Source organism: Paenibacillus sp. TAB_01, from assembly GCF_043945595.1.
GTDB lineage: Bacteria > Bacillota > Bacilli > Paenibacillales > NBRC-103111 > Paenibacillus_S.
Window position 1 is genome coordinate 2,411,825 of the sequence record NZ_JBIFNP010000001.1, and the last position, 14,904, is coordinate 2,426,728.

The following is a 14,904-nucleotide window of genomic DNA, read 5'->3' on the forward strand; positions in this document are numbered from 1 at the left end:
ATGGTTTATACTTGTAAATGATTAAAGACAGGCTTGAATATTGGAGGATTTAACATGACAGAGAGAGTCAAGGTAGTTACGCTCGGCTGCGAGAAGAACCTCGTCGATTCCGAGATCATGTCAGGTTTGATTCACGGGCGTGGCTACGAGCTGGTGAGTGAGAAAGAAGACGCTACGGTAATTATCATCAATACGTGCGGATTTATCGACGCTGCCAAAGAAGAGTCGGTAAATACGATTTTAGATATGGCTGAGCTGAAGCAGACAGCTAACCTGAAAGCTTTGATCGTGTCCGGCTGTTTGACCCAGCGGTACAAGGAAGAATTGATGAAGGAAATGCCGGAAATCGACGGGATTGTCGGAACGGGCGATTTTCACAAAATCAATGAAATTGTCGATGAAGCTTTGGCCGGCAAAAAGCCGATTCTGGTAGGCAATCCGATCTTTAACTACGATCAGGCGCTGCCGCGCCGCGTGACTACACCGAGATACACCGCCTATGTCAAAATAGCCGAGGGCTGTGATAATGCCTGTACCTTCTGCAGTATTCCGATTATGCGGGGCAAATTCCGCAGCCGGAGTATGGAGTCCATCATTGCAGAAGTGGAACAGCTGGCTGCACAAGGTGTTAGGGAAATTAGTCTGATTGCACAGGATTCTACCAATTACGGTACGGACTTGTACGATGGCTTTATGCTGCCCGCTCTATTGAATAAGGTCAGCGAAGTGGAAGGAATCGAATGGGTTCGTCTGCATTATGCGTACCCTGGATTTTTTACGGACGAATTGATCGACACGATTGCCAGCAATCCAAAGGTTTGCAAATATGTCGATATGCCGCTGCAGCATAGCGAGGACAGCATTTTGAAACGGATGAGAAGACCGGGCAGACAGCAGGATGCGAGAGCGCTCATTGAGAAAATCCGTGCGAGAATTCCGAACGTATCGTTAAGAACTTCCCTGATTGTCGGGTTCCCGGGTGAAACGGAAGAAGACTTTGAAAACTTGAAGCAGTTTATCCGCGATGTGGAATTCGACCGTTTAGGCGTATTCTCCTATTCTCAAGAACAGGACACGCCTGCTTCCCGCCTGCCGAATCAAGTACCGGACGACGTCAAAGAATACCGCGCCAACACATTGATGGAGATTCAACGCGAAATTTCCAACCTTCGCAACGGACACCGCATCGGGGAAACCGTTGATGTGTTAATCGAGAAGTATGACGGAAGAAACGATATTTATGTCGGACGTTCCCAGTACGATGCTCCTGAAATTGACGGAGAAGTGTTCGTGAAGGGCAGCGAGCTCAAGATTGGCGAGGTGACGAAAGTCCGGATCACCCATTCGTTTGAGTTTGATTTATCCGGGGAGGTCGTGGCATGAACCTGGCCAATAAAATCACTATAGCGAGGATTTTTTTGGTCCCGATTATTATGTTTTTCCTGCTGGTCAATTTAAAAACGCCTCATATTCGAATTGAGCAGTTTACCATCACGTACAATCAGATCGTAGCTGCGCTGATCTTTATTGTTGCAGCAAGTACGGACAGCCTGGACGGTTATATTGCCCGCAAACATAAGCTGGTTACAAATCTGGGCAAGCTTCTGGATCCGTTGGCCGACAAGCTGCTTGTATCCGCTGTGCTCGTCTCCCTGGTCGAGATGGGCAAAGTGGATGCCTGGATCGTTATTGTCATCATCAGCCGTGAATTTGCGATTACCGGCTTGAGACAGATTGCGCTGCTGGAAGGGCATGTCGTTGCGGCAAGCAAGTGGGGGAAATGGAAAACGGCTACCCAGATTATTGCCATTATCGCCTTGCTGATCAACAACTTTCCGTTTGCGTTTCTCAATTTCCGCTTTGACTTGTACGCCAGCTGGGCCGCAGCCGTGATTACCTTGTACTCGGGTATCGATTATTTCGTCAAGAATAAACATATCGTGACGTTCAATGAATAAAAACAGTAGGGGATGCCTATTGTTTTTTGTTCTATATAAGGAGGAGAGCTGAAGGTGAGAGCAGAGATTATCGCTGTAGGAACGGAGCTTCTGTTAGGACAAATCGTGAACACGAATGCGCAATTTATTGCCCGGGCTTGCGCGGATCTGGGGGTCAGCGTATATTTTCAAACGGTAGTAGGGGATAACATGGCCCGTCTGACTGAATCGCTGGCGCTGGCCAAGAGCAGAGCGGATCTGGTGATTTGCACAGGCGGATTGGGACCGACGCAGGACGACCTGACCAAGGATGCGCTTAGCGCTTTTCTGGGACAAAAGCTGGTCGTTCATCAGCCTTCGCTGGAATACATAGAACAATTTTTCCGTAACCGCGGCGTCACGATGGTTGAAAGCAACATACGTCAAGCCTTGATGCTTGAACAGAGCGATCCTTTGAAGAACGATAACGGAATGGCGGTAGGGGTTGCGCTTACGCAGGATGGTACTCATTATATTCTGCTTCCCGGTCCTTCCGAAGGAAATGAAGCCGATGTTCGAAAGCTACGCAGCGCCGTGGATTGCCTCCAAAATCGGCGGATTGCAGCCGCTTTACTCCCGCATGCTCAAATTCGCCGGCATTGGCGAATCGGCATTGGAGCATGAGCTGCTTGATTTAATCCGCGCTCAAACCGATCCTACGATCGCTCCTTATGCTAAAGAAGGCGAGGTGGCTATCCGCATTACGACGCGTTCTTCTTCACAAGCGGGAGCGGATAACAAGCTTGAGCCTCTGGAGCAGGAAATACGCCGCAGGCTGGGCGCGCATATTTATGCGAACGTGGATGTCACCCTGGAGCAGGAGATCCTGCGCATTCTTAATGAGAGAGGGCAGCGCCTTGCGGCGGCGGAAAGCTGCACGGGCGGACTGCTCAGCGATATGATTACTGCCATTCCCGGCAGCTCGTCCGTGTATCAGGGCGGCATCGTCTGCTACACGAACGGCTGGAAGCATAAGCTGCTCGGCGTCCCAGAAGAGGTATTGGAAGGCCCGGAGGCCCCCGGCGCCGTGAGCGATGAGACGGCCCGGCTGCTGGCCGGCAATTTATTAAGGCAGGCTGAGGTGGACTATGCGGTAGCAGTCACCGGCGTTGCAGGTCCCGGCGAGTCCGAGGGGAAGCCGGTAGGACTCGTCTATGTGGCGGTGGCCCGGAAAGACGGAGAAACCGTTTCGAAGAAGCTGCAGCTGTCGGGAAACCGTGAGTCCATTAAGCTTCGCGCGGCTAAAAGCGCCTTATACCTTCTCTGGCAGCAGCTTCAAAAGTGATGCTTGTAAACGTTAATAGGTTAGTATATAATAGACTAACGGAAGCACCGTAGCAAAGCCAGTTTCTTTGTTGCGGTTTTTCTTTTGACTCTCAATCGAATGTATGTTCGCAAAAAATACTTGGCAACATAAACAAAACCAGTTATCATGTAGTTATCTAATATGAAGAAGGAAGTGAGTGTTTTGACAGATCGGCGCGCAGCTTTGGAGAATGCTCTTCGTCAAATCGAGAAGCAATTTGGCAAAGGCTCCATTATGAAATTGGGTGAATCCACCCATATGCAGGTTGAAACTATTCCCAGCGGTTCCTTGGCTCTTGATATCGCACTAGGTATCGGAGGTTACCCGCGTGGTAGAATTATAGAAGTGTACGGACCCGAATCTTCAGGTAAAACAACGGTAGCTTTGCATGCCATTGCAGAGGTGCAACGAGCCGGCGGACAAGCTGCTTTCATCGACGCGGAGCATGCGCTGGACCCTCTCTACGCAAGTAAGCTAGGCATCAATATTGATGATCTGCTCTTGTCTCAGCCGGATACGGGGGAGCAAGCGTTGGAAATCGCCGAAGCTCTGGTACGCAGCGGCGCGGTAGATATTATCGTAATCGACTCGGTTGCGGCTCTCGTGCCTAAGGCGGAGATTGAAGGCGAAATGGGAGATTCCCACGTCGGTCTGCAAGCCCGTCTGATGTCTCAGGCATTACGTAAATTGTCCGGTGCGATTAACAAATCGAAGACGATTGCGATCTTTATTAACCAGCTGCGTGAAAAGGTTGGCGTTATGTTCGGGAACCCGGAGACGACACCAGGCGGACGCGCTTTGAAGTTCTACTCTTCCGTACGCTTGGACGTACGTCGTGTAGAGACGATCAAGCAGGGCAATGATATGGTCGGTAACCGTACACGAATTAAAGTTGTGAAGAATAAAGTGGCGCCTCCGTTCAAGCAGGCCGAAATCGATATCATGTATGGCGAAGGCATCTCGAAAGAAGGAAGCATCATCGATATCGGTACGGAGATGGATATCGTTCAAAAGAGCGGTGCCTGGTATTCGTACAACAATGACCGTCTAGGTCAGGGCCGTGAGAATGCGAAGCAGTTTTTGAAGGAAAACCCACATATTGCTGACATCATCGAGAAGAAAATTCGTGAGAACAGCAATTTAACGGTTAATCCGTCGGACCTTCAGCATGATGATGAAGACGAGGAAGAAGCAGATTTGCTGGCATTTGAATAATAAGACCATGAGGGCACCTGTACAATTTTGTATCGGTGCCTTTATTATTAGGTTTGAGGTGCTGCATAATGGATGATAATGAAGAAGTAACGATTCGTTCCGGTACAATCACGAAGGTAGAGCGGCAAAAGAAAGTAAATGACCGCTACAACCTGTTTATTGATGAGCAGTACGCTTTTTCGGTGCATGAGGATATTTTGATCCGATACAAGCTGGTAAAGGGCATTCAGATAGACCAGGATGACCTGAGAGCGATTGTACACGCGCAGGAGAAGCAGCAGGCTTACTTGTATGCCATCAGGCTCCTGTCGTCACGTCTGCGCTCAGAACAGGAATTGAAAAGCCGGCTTTTGCAAAAAGGCTACGATCCTTCCGTAAGCGGCCAAACCGTCGAGCGCTTGAAGCGGGAGCAGTACCTCGATGATGGGATGTTTGCCGAGCAGCTGACGCAGCAGCGGATCCGATCCCAGAAGAAAGGACGTAATTGGGTCAGACAGGAGCTGCAGCATAAAGGGATAGCGCCGGAACAAATCTCACAAGCCATGGAGCAAATTGACGAAGGATTGGAATACCGGACGGCCTACAGTCTCATTTACAAAAAATACCTTGGGACGTTCGAGACGGATAAGCTGCAGGCCAGAAGAAAAGCAATGGGCTTTTTAATGCGGAGAGGATACAGCGCCCGTCTGGTTAATCAGGTCATTCGAGAAGTATTTCAAGCTTATGGAGAAGAGGAGCTTCTGGAGGATGAGTTTGAATAAATCCTAATTAATTGACCATGATAATCATTAATGGGGTTAATTATCCGTTGTATAGTGCTGAATGCTCATCGAGACTCGGGAAGGGAATCATTTCTGAGCCTGACACCTTGACAAGCTTCTTCGACAAAAGCTAAAATAATCATGTATATTTTTATACACAGAATCTTCCTTTCCTAGATGAAGGGAGGTTCGTAAAGTAAAATCGCCAATTTTTACTTTTTCTTATGCTTGTCAAACGGATTAAAAACCAAAACCATACTGTCCCAAGCTACCCCTTGGAGAAACAACGAGGAGGTGAACTGGATGAATAATCCGGCCATCTGGATCTTAATTATTCTCGTTGTTGGTTTACTTTGCTTAGGGATTGGTTATTTTATCCGCAAGAATCTTGCAGAAGCGAAGATTTCAAGTGCTGAGCAAGCCGCCGAGCAAATTAAGGAAAATGCTATGAAAGAGGCGGAAGCACTCAAGAAGGAAGCGGTTCTGGAGGCTAAGGACGAGATTCACAAGCTTAGGTCCGAGGCTGAAAAAGACATTCGTGATCGTCGTAATGAAACACAACGACAAGAGAGACGATTGTTGCAAAAAGAGGAATCGCTGGATAAAAAATTAGAATCTCTGGAGAAAAAAGAAGAGCAGGTCGCCAACAAAGAGAAAAGAATTGAAGAAACCCAATCGCAAATTGATGAGATCTACAAAAATCAAGTTGCGGAGCTTGAACGAATTTCTGCTCTTAGCATGGAGGATGCCAAGCAAATTATCCTTACGAATGTTGAACAGGAAGTTCGTCATGAAACAGCTCAATTAATTAAAGAAATCGAACAGCAGGCGAAAGAAGAAGGCGATAAGAAAGCACGCGAAATTATCACCTTGGCCATTCAACGGTGCGCAGCGGATCATGTGGCGGAAACTACGGTATCCGTAGTATCGCTGCCGAATGAAGAGATGAAAGGCCGCATCATTGGACGCGAAGGCAGAAATATCCGTGCACTGGAAACGCTGACGGGTATCGATCTTATTATTGACGATACGCCGGAAGCCGTTATTCTTTCGGGCTTCGACCCTATCCGAAGAGAAATTGCCCGTACCTCTCTTGAGAAGCTGGTGGCTGATGGACGTATCCATCCCGCTCGTATTGAAGAGATGGTGGAGAAATCCCGTAAAGAAGTGGATGAACGAATCCGCGAATACGGGGAGCAGGCTACCTTCGAGACAGGCGTTCATGGTTTACATCCAGATTTAATCAAAATCTTGGGTCGTCTTAAATTCAGAACGAGCTATGGACAAAATGTATTGAAGCATTCGATGGAAGTGGCCTACCTGACCGGATTAATGGCTGGAGAACTTGGGGAAGACGTGACATTGGCGAAGCGTGCCGGTCTCCTGCATGATATCGGGAAAGCATTGGATCACGAAGTTGAAGGCTCTCATGTTGAAATTGGTGTAGAGATTGCCAAAAAATACAAAGAGCATCCGGTTGTTATTAATAGTATTGCATCCCACCATGGCGATTGCGAAGCTACATCCGTTATTGCCATGCTGGTTGGAGCTGCAGATGCCTTATCTGCTGCACGTCCTGGAGCGCGCCGTGAAACACTCGAAACGTACATTAGACGTCTTGAGAAACTCGAAGAAATTTCGGATTCGTTCGATGGAGTCGAGAAGTCCTTTGCCATCCAGGCAGGCCGTGAGGTGCGCGTGATGGTTCAGCCGGAGAAGGTTGACGATACGGAAGCATTCCGGTTAGCTCGTGATATTACGAAGAAAATTGAAGGTGAACTGGATTATCCAGGTCATATCAAAGTAACCGTTATCCGCGAGACACGTGCGGTCGAATACGCTAAGTAATCAATTGCATACACTACAAGGAAAAGTGGCTGAATAGGCCACTTTTCTTTTAGCTTATTATCAAACATCAGGCTGCTGTACATATAGGAAGGGGTTTCGTATGAGAATTTTATTTATCGGAGATATTGTCGGCTCAGTAGGCCGTAAGGCGGTAAAGACTTGCCTGCCCGGCTTGAAGCAAAAGCTGAACCCGACGTTTATTATAGCTAACGGAGAAAATGCGGCTGCAGGCCGCGGGATTACATCTGCGATTACCAAAGAGCTGTTTGAGCTTGGCATTCATGGAATCACAATGGGCAATCATACGTGGGATCAGAAAGAAATATTTGATTTTATTGACAACGAGGAACGAATGGTGCGTCCGGCCAATTTTCCAAAAGGCACACCGGGCCGCGGATATACCTTTATAAAGGTGAAGGGGCATGAGCTGGCTATCATCAATATGCAAGGACGGACGTTTCTTCCTCCGTTGGACTGTCCTTTTGAGAAAGCGGACGAAATTCTTGCCCTGATAAAAAAGCGGACTCCATATATCTTATTTGATTTTCATGCGGAGGCGACTTCCGAGAAGCTCGCTATGGGCTGGCATTTGGACGGTAAGGTGTCTGCGGTCGTCGGAACACATACCCATGTGCAAACGCATGACGAGCGGGTATTGCCCCAAGGAACCGCTTACGTGACGGATGTGGGGATGGTCGGTCCCGAGACGGCATTCTCGGCATGGAACGCGTGGCGGTGATGCAGAAATTCAAAACGCAGCTGCCGGTTCGTTTCGTAGTGGATGAAGGCAAATGGCATTTTCATGCTGTAAGTATTGACCTAGATCCGTCTACAGGACTAGCGAAGAAGATTCAACTGATCCGCATGGAAGAAGATAAGTTTATTTTCGAATGATTCTGAATAGTTAGAAAATACGATCTTCGGGAAGAAGGAATTATCGGCAATTTCCTAGAATATGAATAGTACTGGAAGCAATCCATCATTCCCGAGGAGGTACTTTTCATGGAAGTATTAAAAGTTTCAGCAAAGTCCAATCCTAACTCCGTAGCTGGAGCGCTGGCAGGGGTTCTGCGCGAACGCGGGGCAGCTGAGCTGCAGGCGATCGGGGCCGGCGCACTTAACCAAGCTATTAAAGCTGTAGCGATTGCACGTGGATTCGTGGCTCCCAGCGGGGTTGATCTGATTTGCATACCAGCGTTTACGGATATTGTCATTGATGGAGAAGACCGGACGGCCATCAAGCTTATCGTAGAGCCGAGATAATATGAAAGCTTGCTAGAACCCACTCATTATATGTGCTTAACATCACCTGTTTACTCTGTAGACAGGTTTTTTAAACATGATAGAACTTATATGTTTTCGGGGCCCCGCAAAGTACCTGAGTCCGCTTCGAAGCATAAGCCCCACTTTGTGGGGTGAGCTTGTCGAGAAACCCTGAACTTGTGTGATACTCCGGTGGGGTATCTTCCTCCAGCTGCTGTTGAAACCCGTGAATTGGATTAAATTTAAAGGTATTTTCACGGATTTCAAAGGCGGACGTAAACTAAGCGTTTTTCGTAGAAAAACGGGCTTCGTAAGCTTGGATACCCCACCTGCGTCTGTGCTCCTTTTTCACTTAAAGGGGGGTTTCACGACAGCCTGACCCCACTTTGTGGGGTTATTTTAGTTGTTTTGCCATTGTCCTAAGGAGGGATACGATATGTATATTATCGATGGTCATTGCGATGCCTTATGGAAAATGTATGAGAAGCCGGTGCTGGATTTTTACAATCCGCAGGAGACCGGAATGGATGTAACCGCTTCAAGAATGGCGGCAGGGGGAGTCAAGATTCAGTTTTTTGCAATCTATTTGTCCGAGGCGATCCGTCAGCCGCAATTCGAGCATTACCTGGAGTACATAAATATTTTTTATCAGAAAATTGTGTCAACAAACCAGATCTATCCGATTAAAAACGTAACGGATCTCGAAACTGTCATCCAAAGCAATGCCAGAGGGGCGATTCTGACTTTGGAGGGAGCGGATGCGATTCGAGACAACCCTTTGTATACAAGGATTTTGTACCAGCTGGGCGTTCGAATGATTGGGGTGACATGGAATTATGCGAATTGGGCGGCCGATGGGGTTTTGGAGCCGCGGCAGGGCGGATTCTCGAAAAAAGGCAAAGGGTTTATTAAAGATTGCAATGAATTGGGTATAATATTAGATGTGTCCCATTTGTCGGTCAGGTCCTTTTGGGATGCAGCCGATTTATCGCAAAAGCCTTTTGTCGCTTCGCACTCTAACGCGAAGGCCGTTTGCAGCCATCCCCGCAATTTGGATGACGATCAGATCCGGACGATTATCATGAAGCAGGGACGTATCGGCGTTACGTTCGTGCCTTGGTTTGTAGGCAATAAAGGAACGGCTTCGATCGATCAGCTAGTAAAGCATATTGAGCATATATGCGGGCTGGGCGGCGTTCATAACGTAGTGTTAGGTTCTGATTTCGATGGGATCGATCAGTGGATTCCGGGCCTGGAGCATGCAGGACAATTCGGTAATTTGGCCCAGGTTTTAAGCAAATATTACAAGGATGAATGGATTGAAGGCTTTCTCCATGGCAACTGGTTGAGCTTTTTAAGGAGCAATCTGCCCAGCAGTTAGCAATTGTATCTATATCGGAGATGTATGACACAATAATTAATCTCTTTTTGATATGGATATCATCTAAAATAACTATCTTTCAAAATGGTCGAAACCACTTGCTTTTTAACATGTAAAGTCATAAAATTTGGTTGACAACTGAAAGAAATTTTTTATCCAATTATGAAATTTCTTTTAAAGTATAGTTGATCTGTCGAACAACGACAGTGATAATTCAAAGGAGTGGACAACGGTGATTAGCCAATTATCTTGGAAGATCGGAGGACAACAAGGGGAAGGTGTTGAAAGTACCGACAAAATCTTCTCGACGGCATTGAATCGTCTTGGATATTATTTGTACGGATACCGTCATTTCTCCTCTCGTATTAAAGGGGGGCACACCAATAACAAGATCAGAATCAGTACGAAACCAATTCGTGCGATTTCCGATGACTTGGATATCCTTGTTGCATTTGACCAAGAAACAATCGACTTGAACGCGCATGAGCTTCGTGAGAACGGCGTAATTGTTGCAGACGCCAAATTTAATCCTGTTGTACCCGAAGGTGTTAAAGCACGTTTGTTCCCTGTGCCGATTACGGCGATTGCTGAAGAGCTGGGAACTTCCCTATTTAAGAATATGGCTGCTTCCGGCGCATCCTGGGCTCTGTTGGGCTTGCCTCTGGAAGTATTTAATAAAGCGGTTGAAGAAGAGTTCGGACGTAAAGGTCCGGCTGTCGTTGAAAAGAATATTGAAGCGGTTCGTAAAGCGGCTGAGTTTATTTTGGAAATGAACGGCGGTCTCGCTGCCTGAGTTCCAATTGGAGCCTGCAGACGGCAAACAAAAGCTGTTCATTATCGGTAACGATGCGATCGGTCTTGGAGCTGTAGCTGCTGGCTGTCGTTTCATGCCGGCCTATCCGATCACACCGGCATCCGAGATTATGGAATACTTAATCAAGGTCCTGCCTAAGTTCGGCGGTACGGTAATTCAAACAGAAGACGAGATTGCAGCTGTAACAATGGCTATCGGCGGTAACTACGGCGGCGTTCGTACCATGACCGCTTCCGCTGGTCCTGGTCTGTCCTTGATGATGGAAGCAATCGGCCTTGCAGGCATGACGGAAACACCGGTTGTTATCGTTGATACACAACGCGGCGGCCCAAGTACAGGTCTTCCTACGAAGCAAGAACAATCCGACGTATTGGCAATGATCTACGGTACGCACGGTGAAATTCCAAAAATCGTATTGTCCCCTTCGACAATCGAAGAGTGCTTCTACGATACGATCCAAGCATTTAACCTGGCTGAGAAATATCAGCTGCCGGTTATCCTGTTGACTGACCTTCAGCTTTCCCTGGGTAAACAATCCAGTGAACTGCTGGATTACAATAAAATCGTTATCGACCGTGGACGTCTGGTTCAAGGCGAACTGCCTCCGACGGAAGACAACAAGCTGTTCAAGCGTTATGAATTTGCTGAAGACGGCGTATCGCCGCGTTCCATTCCTGGCCAAAAATACGGCTTGCACCACGTTACCGGCGTAGAGCATGACCAAGAAGGCCGTCCATCCGAAAGCACGGAGAACCGTAAGAAAATGATGGATAAGCGGATGGAAAAGCTGAAGCATGTTAAAGTAGAGAACCCGATTCTTGCAGATGCTCCTCATGCAGAACCTGAGCTGCTGATCATCGGTATGGGCTCCACAGGCGGTACCATTGACGAAGCTAGAGCGCGTCTCGAGAAACAAGGAATTACGACTAACCATGTGACAGTTCGCTTATTGCACCCGTTCCCAGCAGAAGAGCTGAGACCATATATGGAAAAAGCAAAAACCGTTGTCGTTATCGAAAACAACGCTACGGCTCAACTGGCATCTTTGATCAAGTTGAACGTTGGTTTTGAAAGCAAAATCAAAAGCTTGTTGAAATATAACGGTAACCCATTCTTGCCGGCAGAAATCACTACATTTTGTCAGGAGTTGAAACTAGTATGGCAACGTTAAAAGATTTTCGTAACAATATCAAACCTAACTGGTGTCCAGGATGCGGTGACTTCTCGATTCAAGCGGCTATCCAAAGAGCGGCTGCCAACGTAGGCTTGGAGCCTGAAAATTTGGGCGTCGTTTCCGGTATCGGCTGTTCCGGGCGTATTTCCGGTTACATCAATGCATATGGCCTGCACGGCGTACACGGACGTTCCCTTCCAATCGCGCAAGGCTTGAAAATGGCTAACCGCGAATTGACGGTTGTAGCGGCTGGCGGCGACGGTGACGGCTTTGCGATCGGTATGGGTCATACGGTACATGCAATTCGTCGTAACATCGACATTACTTATATCGTCATGGATAACCAAATCTACGGTTTGACGAAAGGTCAAACTTCCCCGCGTAGTGCGGAAGGCTTCAAAACGAAAAGTACTCCTGCCGGTTCGATTGAATCCGCTTTGTCTCCGCTTGAAGTGGCATTGGCTGCAGGCGCGACTTTCGTTGCTCAATCGTTCTCGAGTAATCTGAAGCAGCTGACATCCTTGATCGAGCAAGGGATGCAGCACAAAGGCTTCTCCTTCATCAACGTATTCAGCCCATGTGTTACTTTTAACAAAGTCAACACGTATGACTGGTTCAAAGAAAACATCGTGGACCTGGAAGAAACGCCTGACTACGATCCGTCGAACCGCGTTATGGCCATGACGAAAATCATGGAAACCAAAAGCATGCTGACTGGTTTGATCTATCAAGATAAAACCAAAACAAGCTATGAATCCCACGTTCCAGGCTTTAAAGAAGAGGCTCTTGCAAAACAAGACCTTAAACTTTCGGAGCAGGATTTCGAAAAATTGGTTGCTGAATTTAAATAATTTCATAAATCGTTCAAAGCATACGGCGCTGCCGTATGCTTTTTTTGTAAAGGATGCGTTATAATCAGGTCAAATCTAGAAACACTAGATGATGCGATTACACTACATATACAGAATGGAGAGTCGAACATGAAACAAGTTCCTGTAGGAGTTTCCGCAAGGCACATCCATCTATCGGTTGATCATATTGAGCAGTTATTCGGTAAAGGCTACGAGCTCCAAGTATTGAAGGATCTATCTCAGCCAGGACAGTATGCGGCTGTAGAAACCGTCGCGGTTGTAGGACCGAAAGGAAAGTTCGACAAGGTTCGTATTCTTGGCCCTGCCCGGGGAAAGACACAGCTTGAGGTGTCCCGAACCGATGCTTTTTCGTTAGGCTTGAATCCGCCGGTTCGTGAGTCCGGACATACGGAAGGAACGCCGGGCTGCAAATTGATTGGGCCTGCCGGTGAAATAGATATTGAGGAAGGCGTTATCGTTGCCGCGCGGCATATTCATTTTCACACAGACGATGCTAAACGCTGGGGGATTCAGGACAAGCAGCTGCTGAGCGTGAAGCTGGAAGGGGAGCGTTCTTTGATCTTTGAGCAAGTCATCGCGCGGGTTTCCGATCAATATGCGCTGGATATGCATATGGATACGGACGAGGCGAACGCGGCTGGTGCGAAGACGGGGGATACGGCCATTATCCTGGCGTAGGGAAGCGACATTCTCTTTGAAATTAACGCTGCAATAATGATATAATAGCAGGTATGATCTTTTTATACGATGCTTGCAGCTTATTTCAGGAGGAACCTATGCATGAAGACGAAATCTGAGAAAGATTTTTCTATATACTTTCAACCTCCTTCCTTAACCGATGCGAAGAAGCGGGGAAAGGAAGACATTAAAGTTCATTATGACTTTGCCATTCCCGAGGAAATGAAGCAATTTGGCAAAGATAAGTATTATTTAATCCAAACGTACGGATGTCAAATGAACGAGCATGATACGGAAACGATTAAAGGCTTGCTGGAGCAAATGGGCTATCAATCGACGGACGACCGGCGTCAGGCTGACGTGATTCTGCTGAATACCTGTGCGGTCGCGAGAATGCGGAAGATAAGGTGTTCGGAGAGCTGGGTCATCTCAAGCATCTGAAGACGGCGAAGCCGTCCCTTGTGCTGGGCGTCTGCGGCTGTATGTCGCAAGAGGAAGCGGTCGTTAACCGGATTTTGCAGAAGCATCCCTTTGTGGATTTGATCTTCGGCACACATAATATACACCGCCTGCCTTCCTTGCTGAAGGAAGCGTTTTTTAGCAAAGAGATGGTCATTGAGGTTTGGTCCAAAGAAGGCGACATCGTTGAAAATATGCCTAAGAAACGTGAAGGTATTAAAGCATGGGTCAATATTATGTACGGCTGTGACAAATTCTGTACCTACTGTATTGTACCTTACACACGCGGCAAGGAGCGGAGCCGCCGTCCTGAGGACGTATTGGCTGAGGTTCGCGACCTGGCAAGACAGGGCTTCCAGGAAATTATGCTTCTTGGGCAGAATGTCAACGCCTACGGCAAAGATTTTGAAGATATAAACTATCTGTTCGGCGACCTGATGAACGATATCTCCAAGATTGACATTCCGAGAGTTCGGTTCACGACGTCGCATCCGCGCGATTTTGACGATCACTTGATCCAAGTGCTGGCTCAGAAAGGCAACCTTGTCGAGCAGATTCATCTTCCCGTTCAATCGGGGAATAACGAGATTTTGAAACGAATGAGCCGCAAATATACGCGGGAGCATTATCTTGAGCTTGTCAGCAAGATCAAGAAGGCTATTCCGGACGTCGGTCTGACCACGGATATTATTGTTGGTTTTCCAGGCGAAACGGACGAGCAGTTTGAAGATACCTTAGCTCTTGTGAAAGAAGTAAGGTATGACAGTGCGTATACATTTATTTATTCTCCGCGTGAAGGGACGCCTGCGGCCGATATGAAGGACGATGTGCCAATGGAGGTCAAAAAAGCCCGTTTGTACCGTTTGAATGCGGTTTTGGCGGAATTCAGCAAAGAAAGCAATGAAAGCTTCAAAGGCAAAGTTGTGGATGTGTTGATTGAGGGCGAGAGCAAAAATAATCCGGAAGTCCTCGCAGGGCGGACACGGACGAATAAGCTGGTGCATCTTGCGGCTCCTAAAGAGCTGATCGGCAGAATTGTACCGGTTCAAATTACAGATGTTCAAACCTGGTATTTGAAGGGCGAGTGGGTGCCTGCAGCCGTTGTATAACGCTGGAGGATTAGTATAGATTATATAATTTTTGTTAAGGGGCGTGGC

At 47.5% G+C, this 14,904-nt stretch carries 9 protein-coding genes and 4 pseudogenes; all 13 read left to right on the plus strand.

The features are described from left to right. Positions 1–54 precede the first annotated feature (54 nt). The 13 genes and pseudogenes from rimO (at position 55) to miaB (ending at position 14,856) form a co-directional block, all read left to right on the plus strand. On the plus strand, positions 55–1,383 hold the full coding sequence (rimO, locus tag ACHHV8_RS11745) for a 30S ribosomal protein S12 methylthiotransferase RimO (protein ID WP_395158435.1): 1,329 nt from the start codon (positions 55–57) through the stop codon (positions 1,381–1,383). Then, positions 1,380–1,958 (plus strand): CDP-diacylglycerol--glycerol-3-phosphate 3-phosphatidyltransferase, encoded by a 579-nt coding sequence (gene pgsA, locus ACHHV8_RS11750; protein ID WP_395158436.1) that lies wholly within the window; start codon positions 1,380–1,382, stop codon positions 1,956–1,958. Before rimO ends, pgsA begins: the two co-directional genes overlap by 4 nt. A 54-nt stretch (positions 1,959–2,012) precedes the next feature. Further along, positions 2,013–3,261 (plus strand): annotated as a pseudogene (locus ACHHV8_RS11755) (competence/damage-inducible protein A). Between the two features lie 183 nt (positions 3,262–3,444). Then, positions 3,445–4,497: a recombinase RecA gene (gene recA, locus ACHHV8_RS11760; RefSeq protein WP_395158437.1), complete on the plus strand. Its 1,053-nt coding sequence runs from the start codon at positions 3,445–3,447 to the stop codon at positions 4,495–4,497. A gap of 68 nt (positions 4,498–4,565) precedes the next feature. Continuing rightward, on the plus strand, positions 4,566–5,258 hold the full coding sequence (locus tag ACHHV8_RS11765) for a RecX family transcriptional regulator (protein WP_395158438.1): 693 nt from the start codon (positions 4,566–4,568) through the stop codon (positions 5,256–5,258). Between the two features lie 303 nt (positions 5,259–5,561). Continuing rightward, on the plus strand, positions 5,562–7,106 hold the full coding sequence (gene rny, locus ACHHV8_RS11770; RefSeq protein WP_395158439.1) for a ribonuclease Y: 1,545 nt from the start codon (positions 5,562–5,564) through the stop codon (positions 7,104–7,106). Between the two features lie 100 nt (positions 7,107–7,206). Beyond that, positions 7,207–8,000 (plus strand): annotated as a pseudogene (locus tag ACHHV8_RS11775) (TIGR00282 family metallophosphoesterase). Between the two features lie 108 nt (positions 8,001–8,108). After that, complete coding sequence (locus ACHHV8_RS11780; protein WP_006286829.1) at positions 8,109–8,369, plus strand: stage V sporulation protein S; 261 nt, start codon at positions 8,109–8,111, stop codon at positions 8,367–8,369. 436 nt (positions 8,370–8,805) lie between these two features. Next, the gene (locus ACHHV8_RS11785; protein ID WP_395158440.1) at positions 8,806–9,750 is read left to right on the plus strand and encodes a dipeptidase; all 945 of its coding nucleotides are present in this window, start codon (positions 8,806–8,808) and stop codon (positions 9,748–9,750) included. A 232-nt stretch (positions 9,751–9,982) separates the two neighbouring features. After that, positions 9,983–11,735, plus strand: a pseudogene (locus tag ACHHV8_RS11790) (2-oxoacid:acceptor oxidoreductase subunit alpha). Further along, a complete protein-coding gene (locus tag ACHHV8_RS11795) occupies positions 11,723–12,589 on the plus strand; it encodes a 2-oxoacid:ferredoxin oxidoreductase subunit beta (RefSeq protein ID WP_395163479.1) in 867 nt (288 codons plus the stop codon). The pseudogene ACHHV8_RS11790 and the gene ACHHV8_RS11795 overlap by 13 nt, the downstream one beginning before the upstream one ends. Positions 12,590–12,718: 129 nt before the next feature. Next, positions 12,719–13,288, plus strand: coding sequence for a phosphate propanoyltransferase (pduL, locus tag ACHHV8_RS11800; protein WP_395158441.1), 570 nt, complete (start codon positions 12,719–12,721; stop codon positions 13,286–13,288). A gap of 102 nt (positions 13,289–13,390) precedes the next feature. After that, positions 13,391–14,856, plus strand: a pseudogene (miaB, locus tag ACHHV8_RS11805) (tRNA (N6-isopentenyl adenosine(37)-C2)-methylthiotransferase MiaB). The last annotated feature ends 48 nt before the right edge of the window (positions 14,857–14,904 follow it).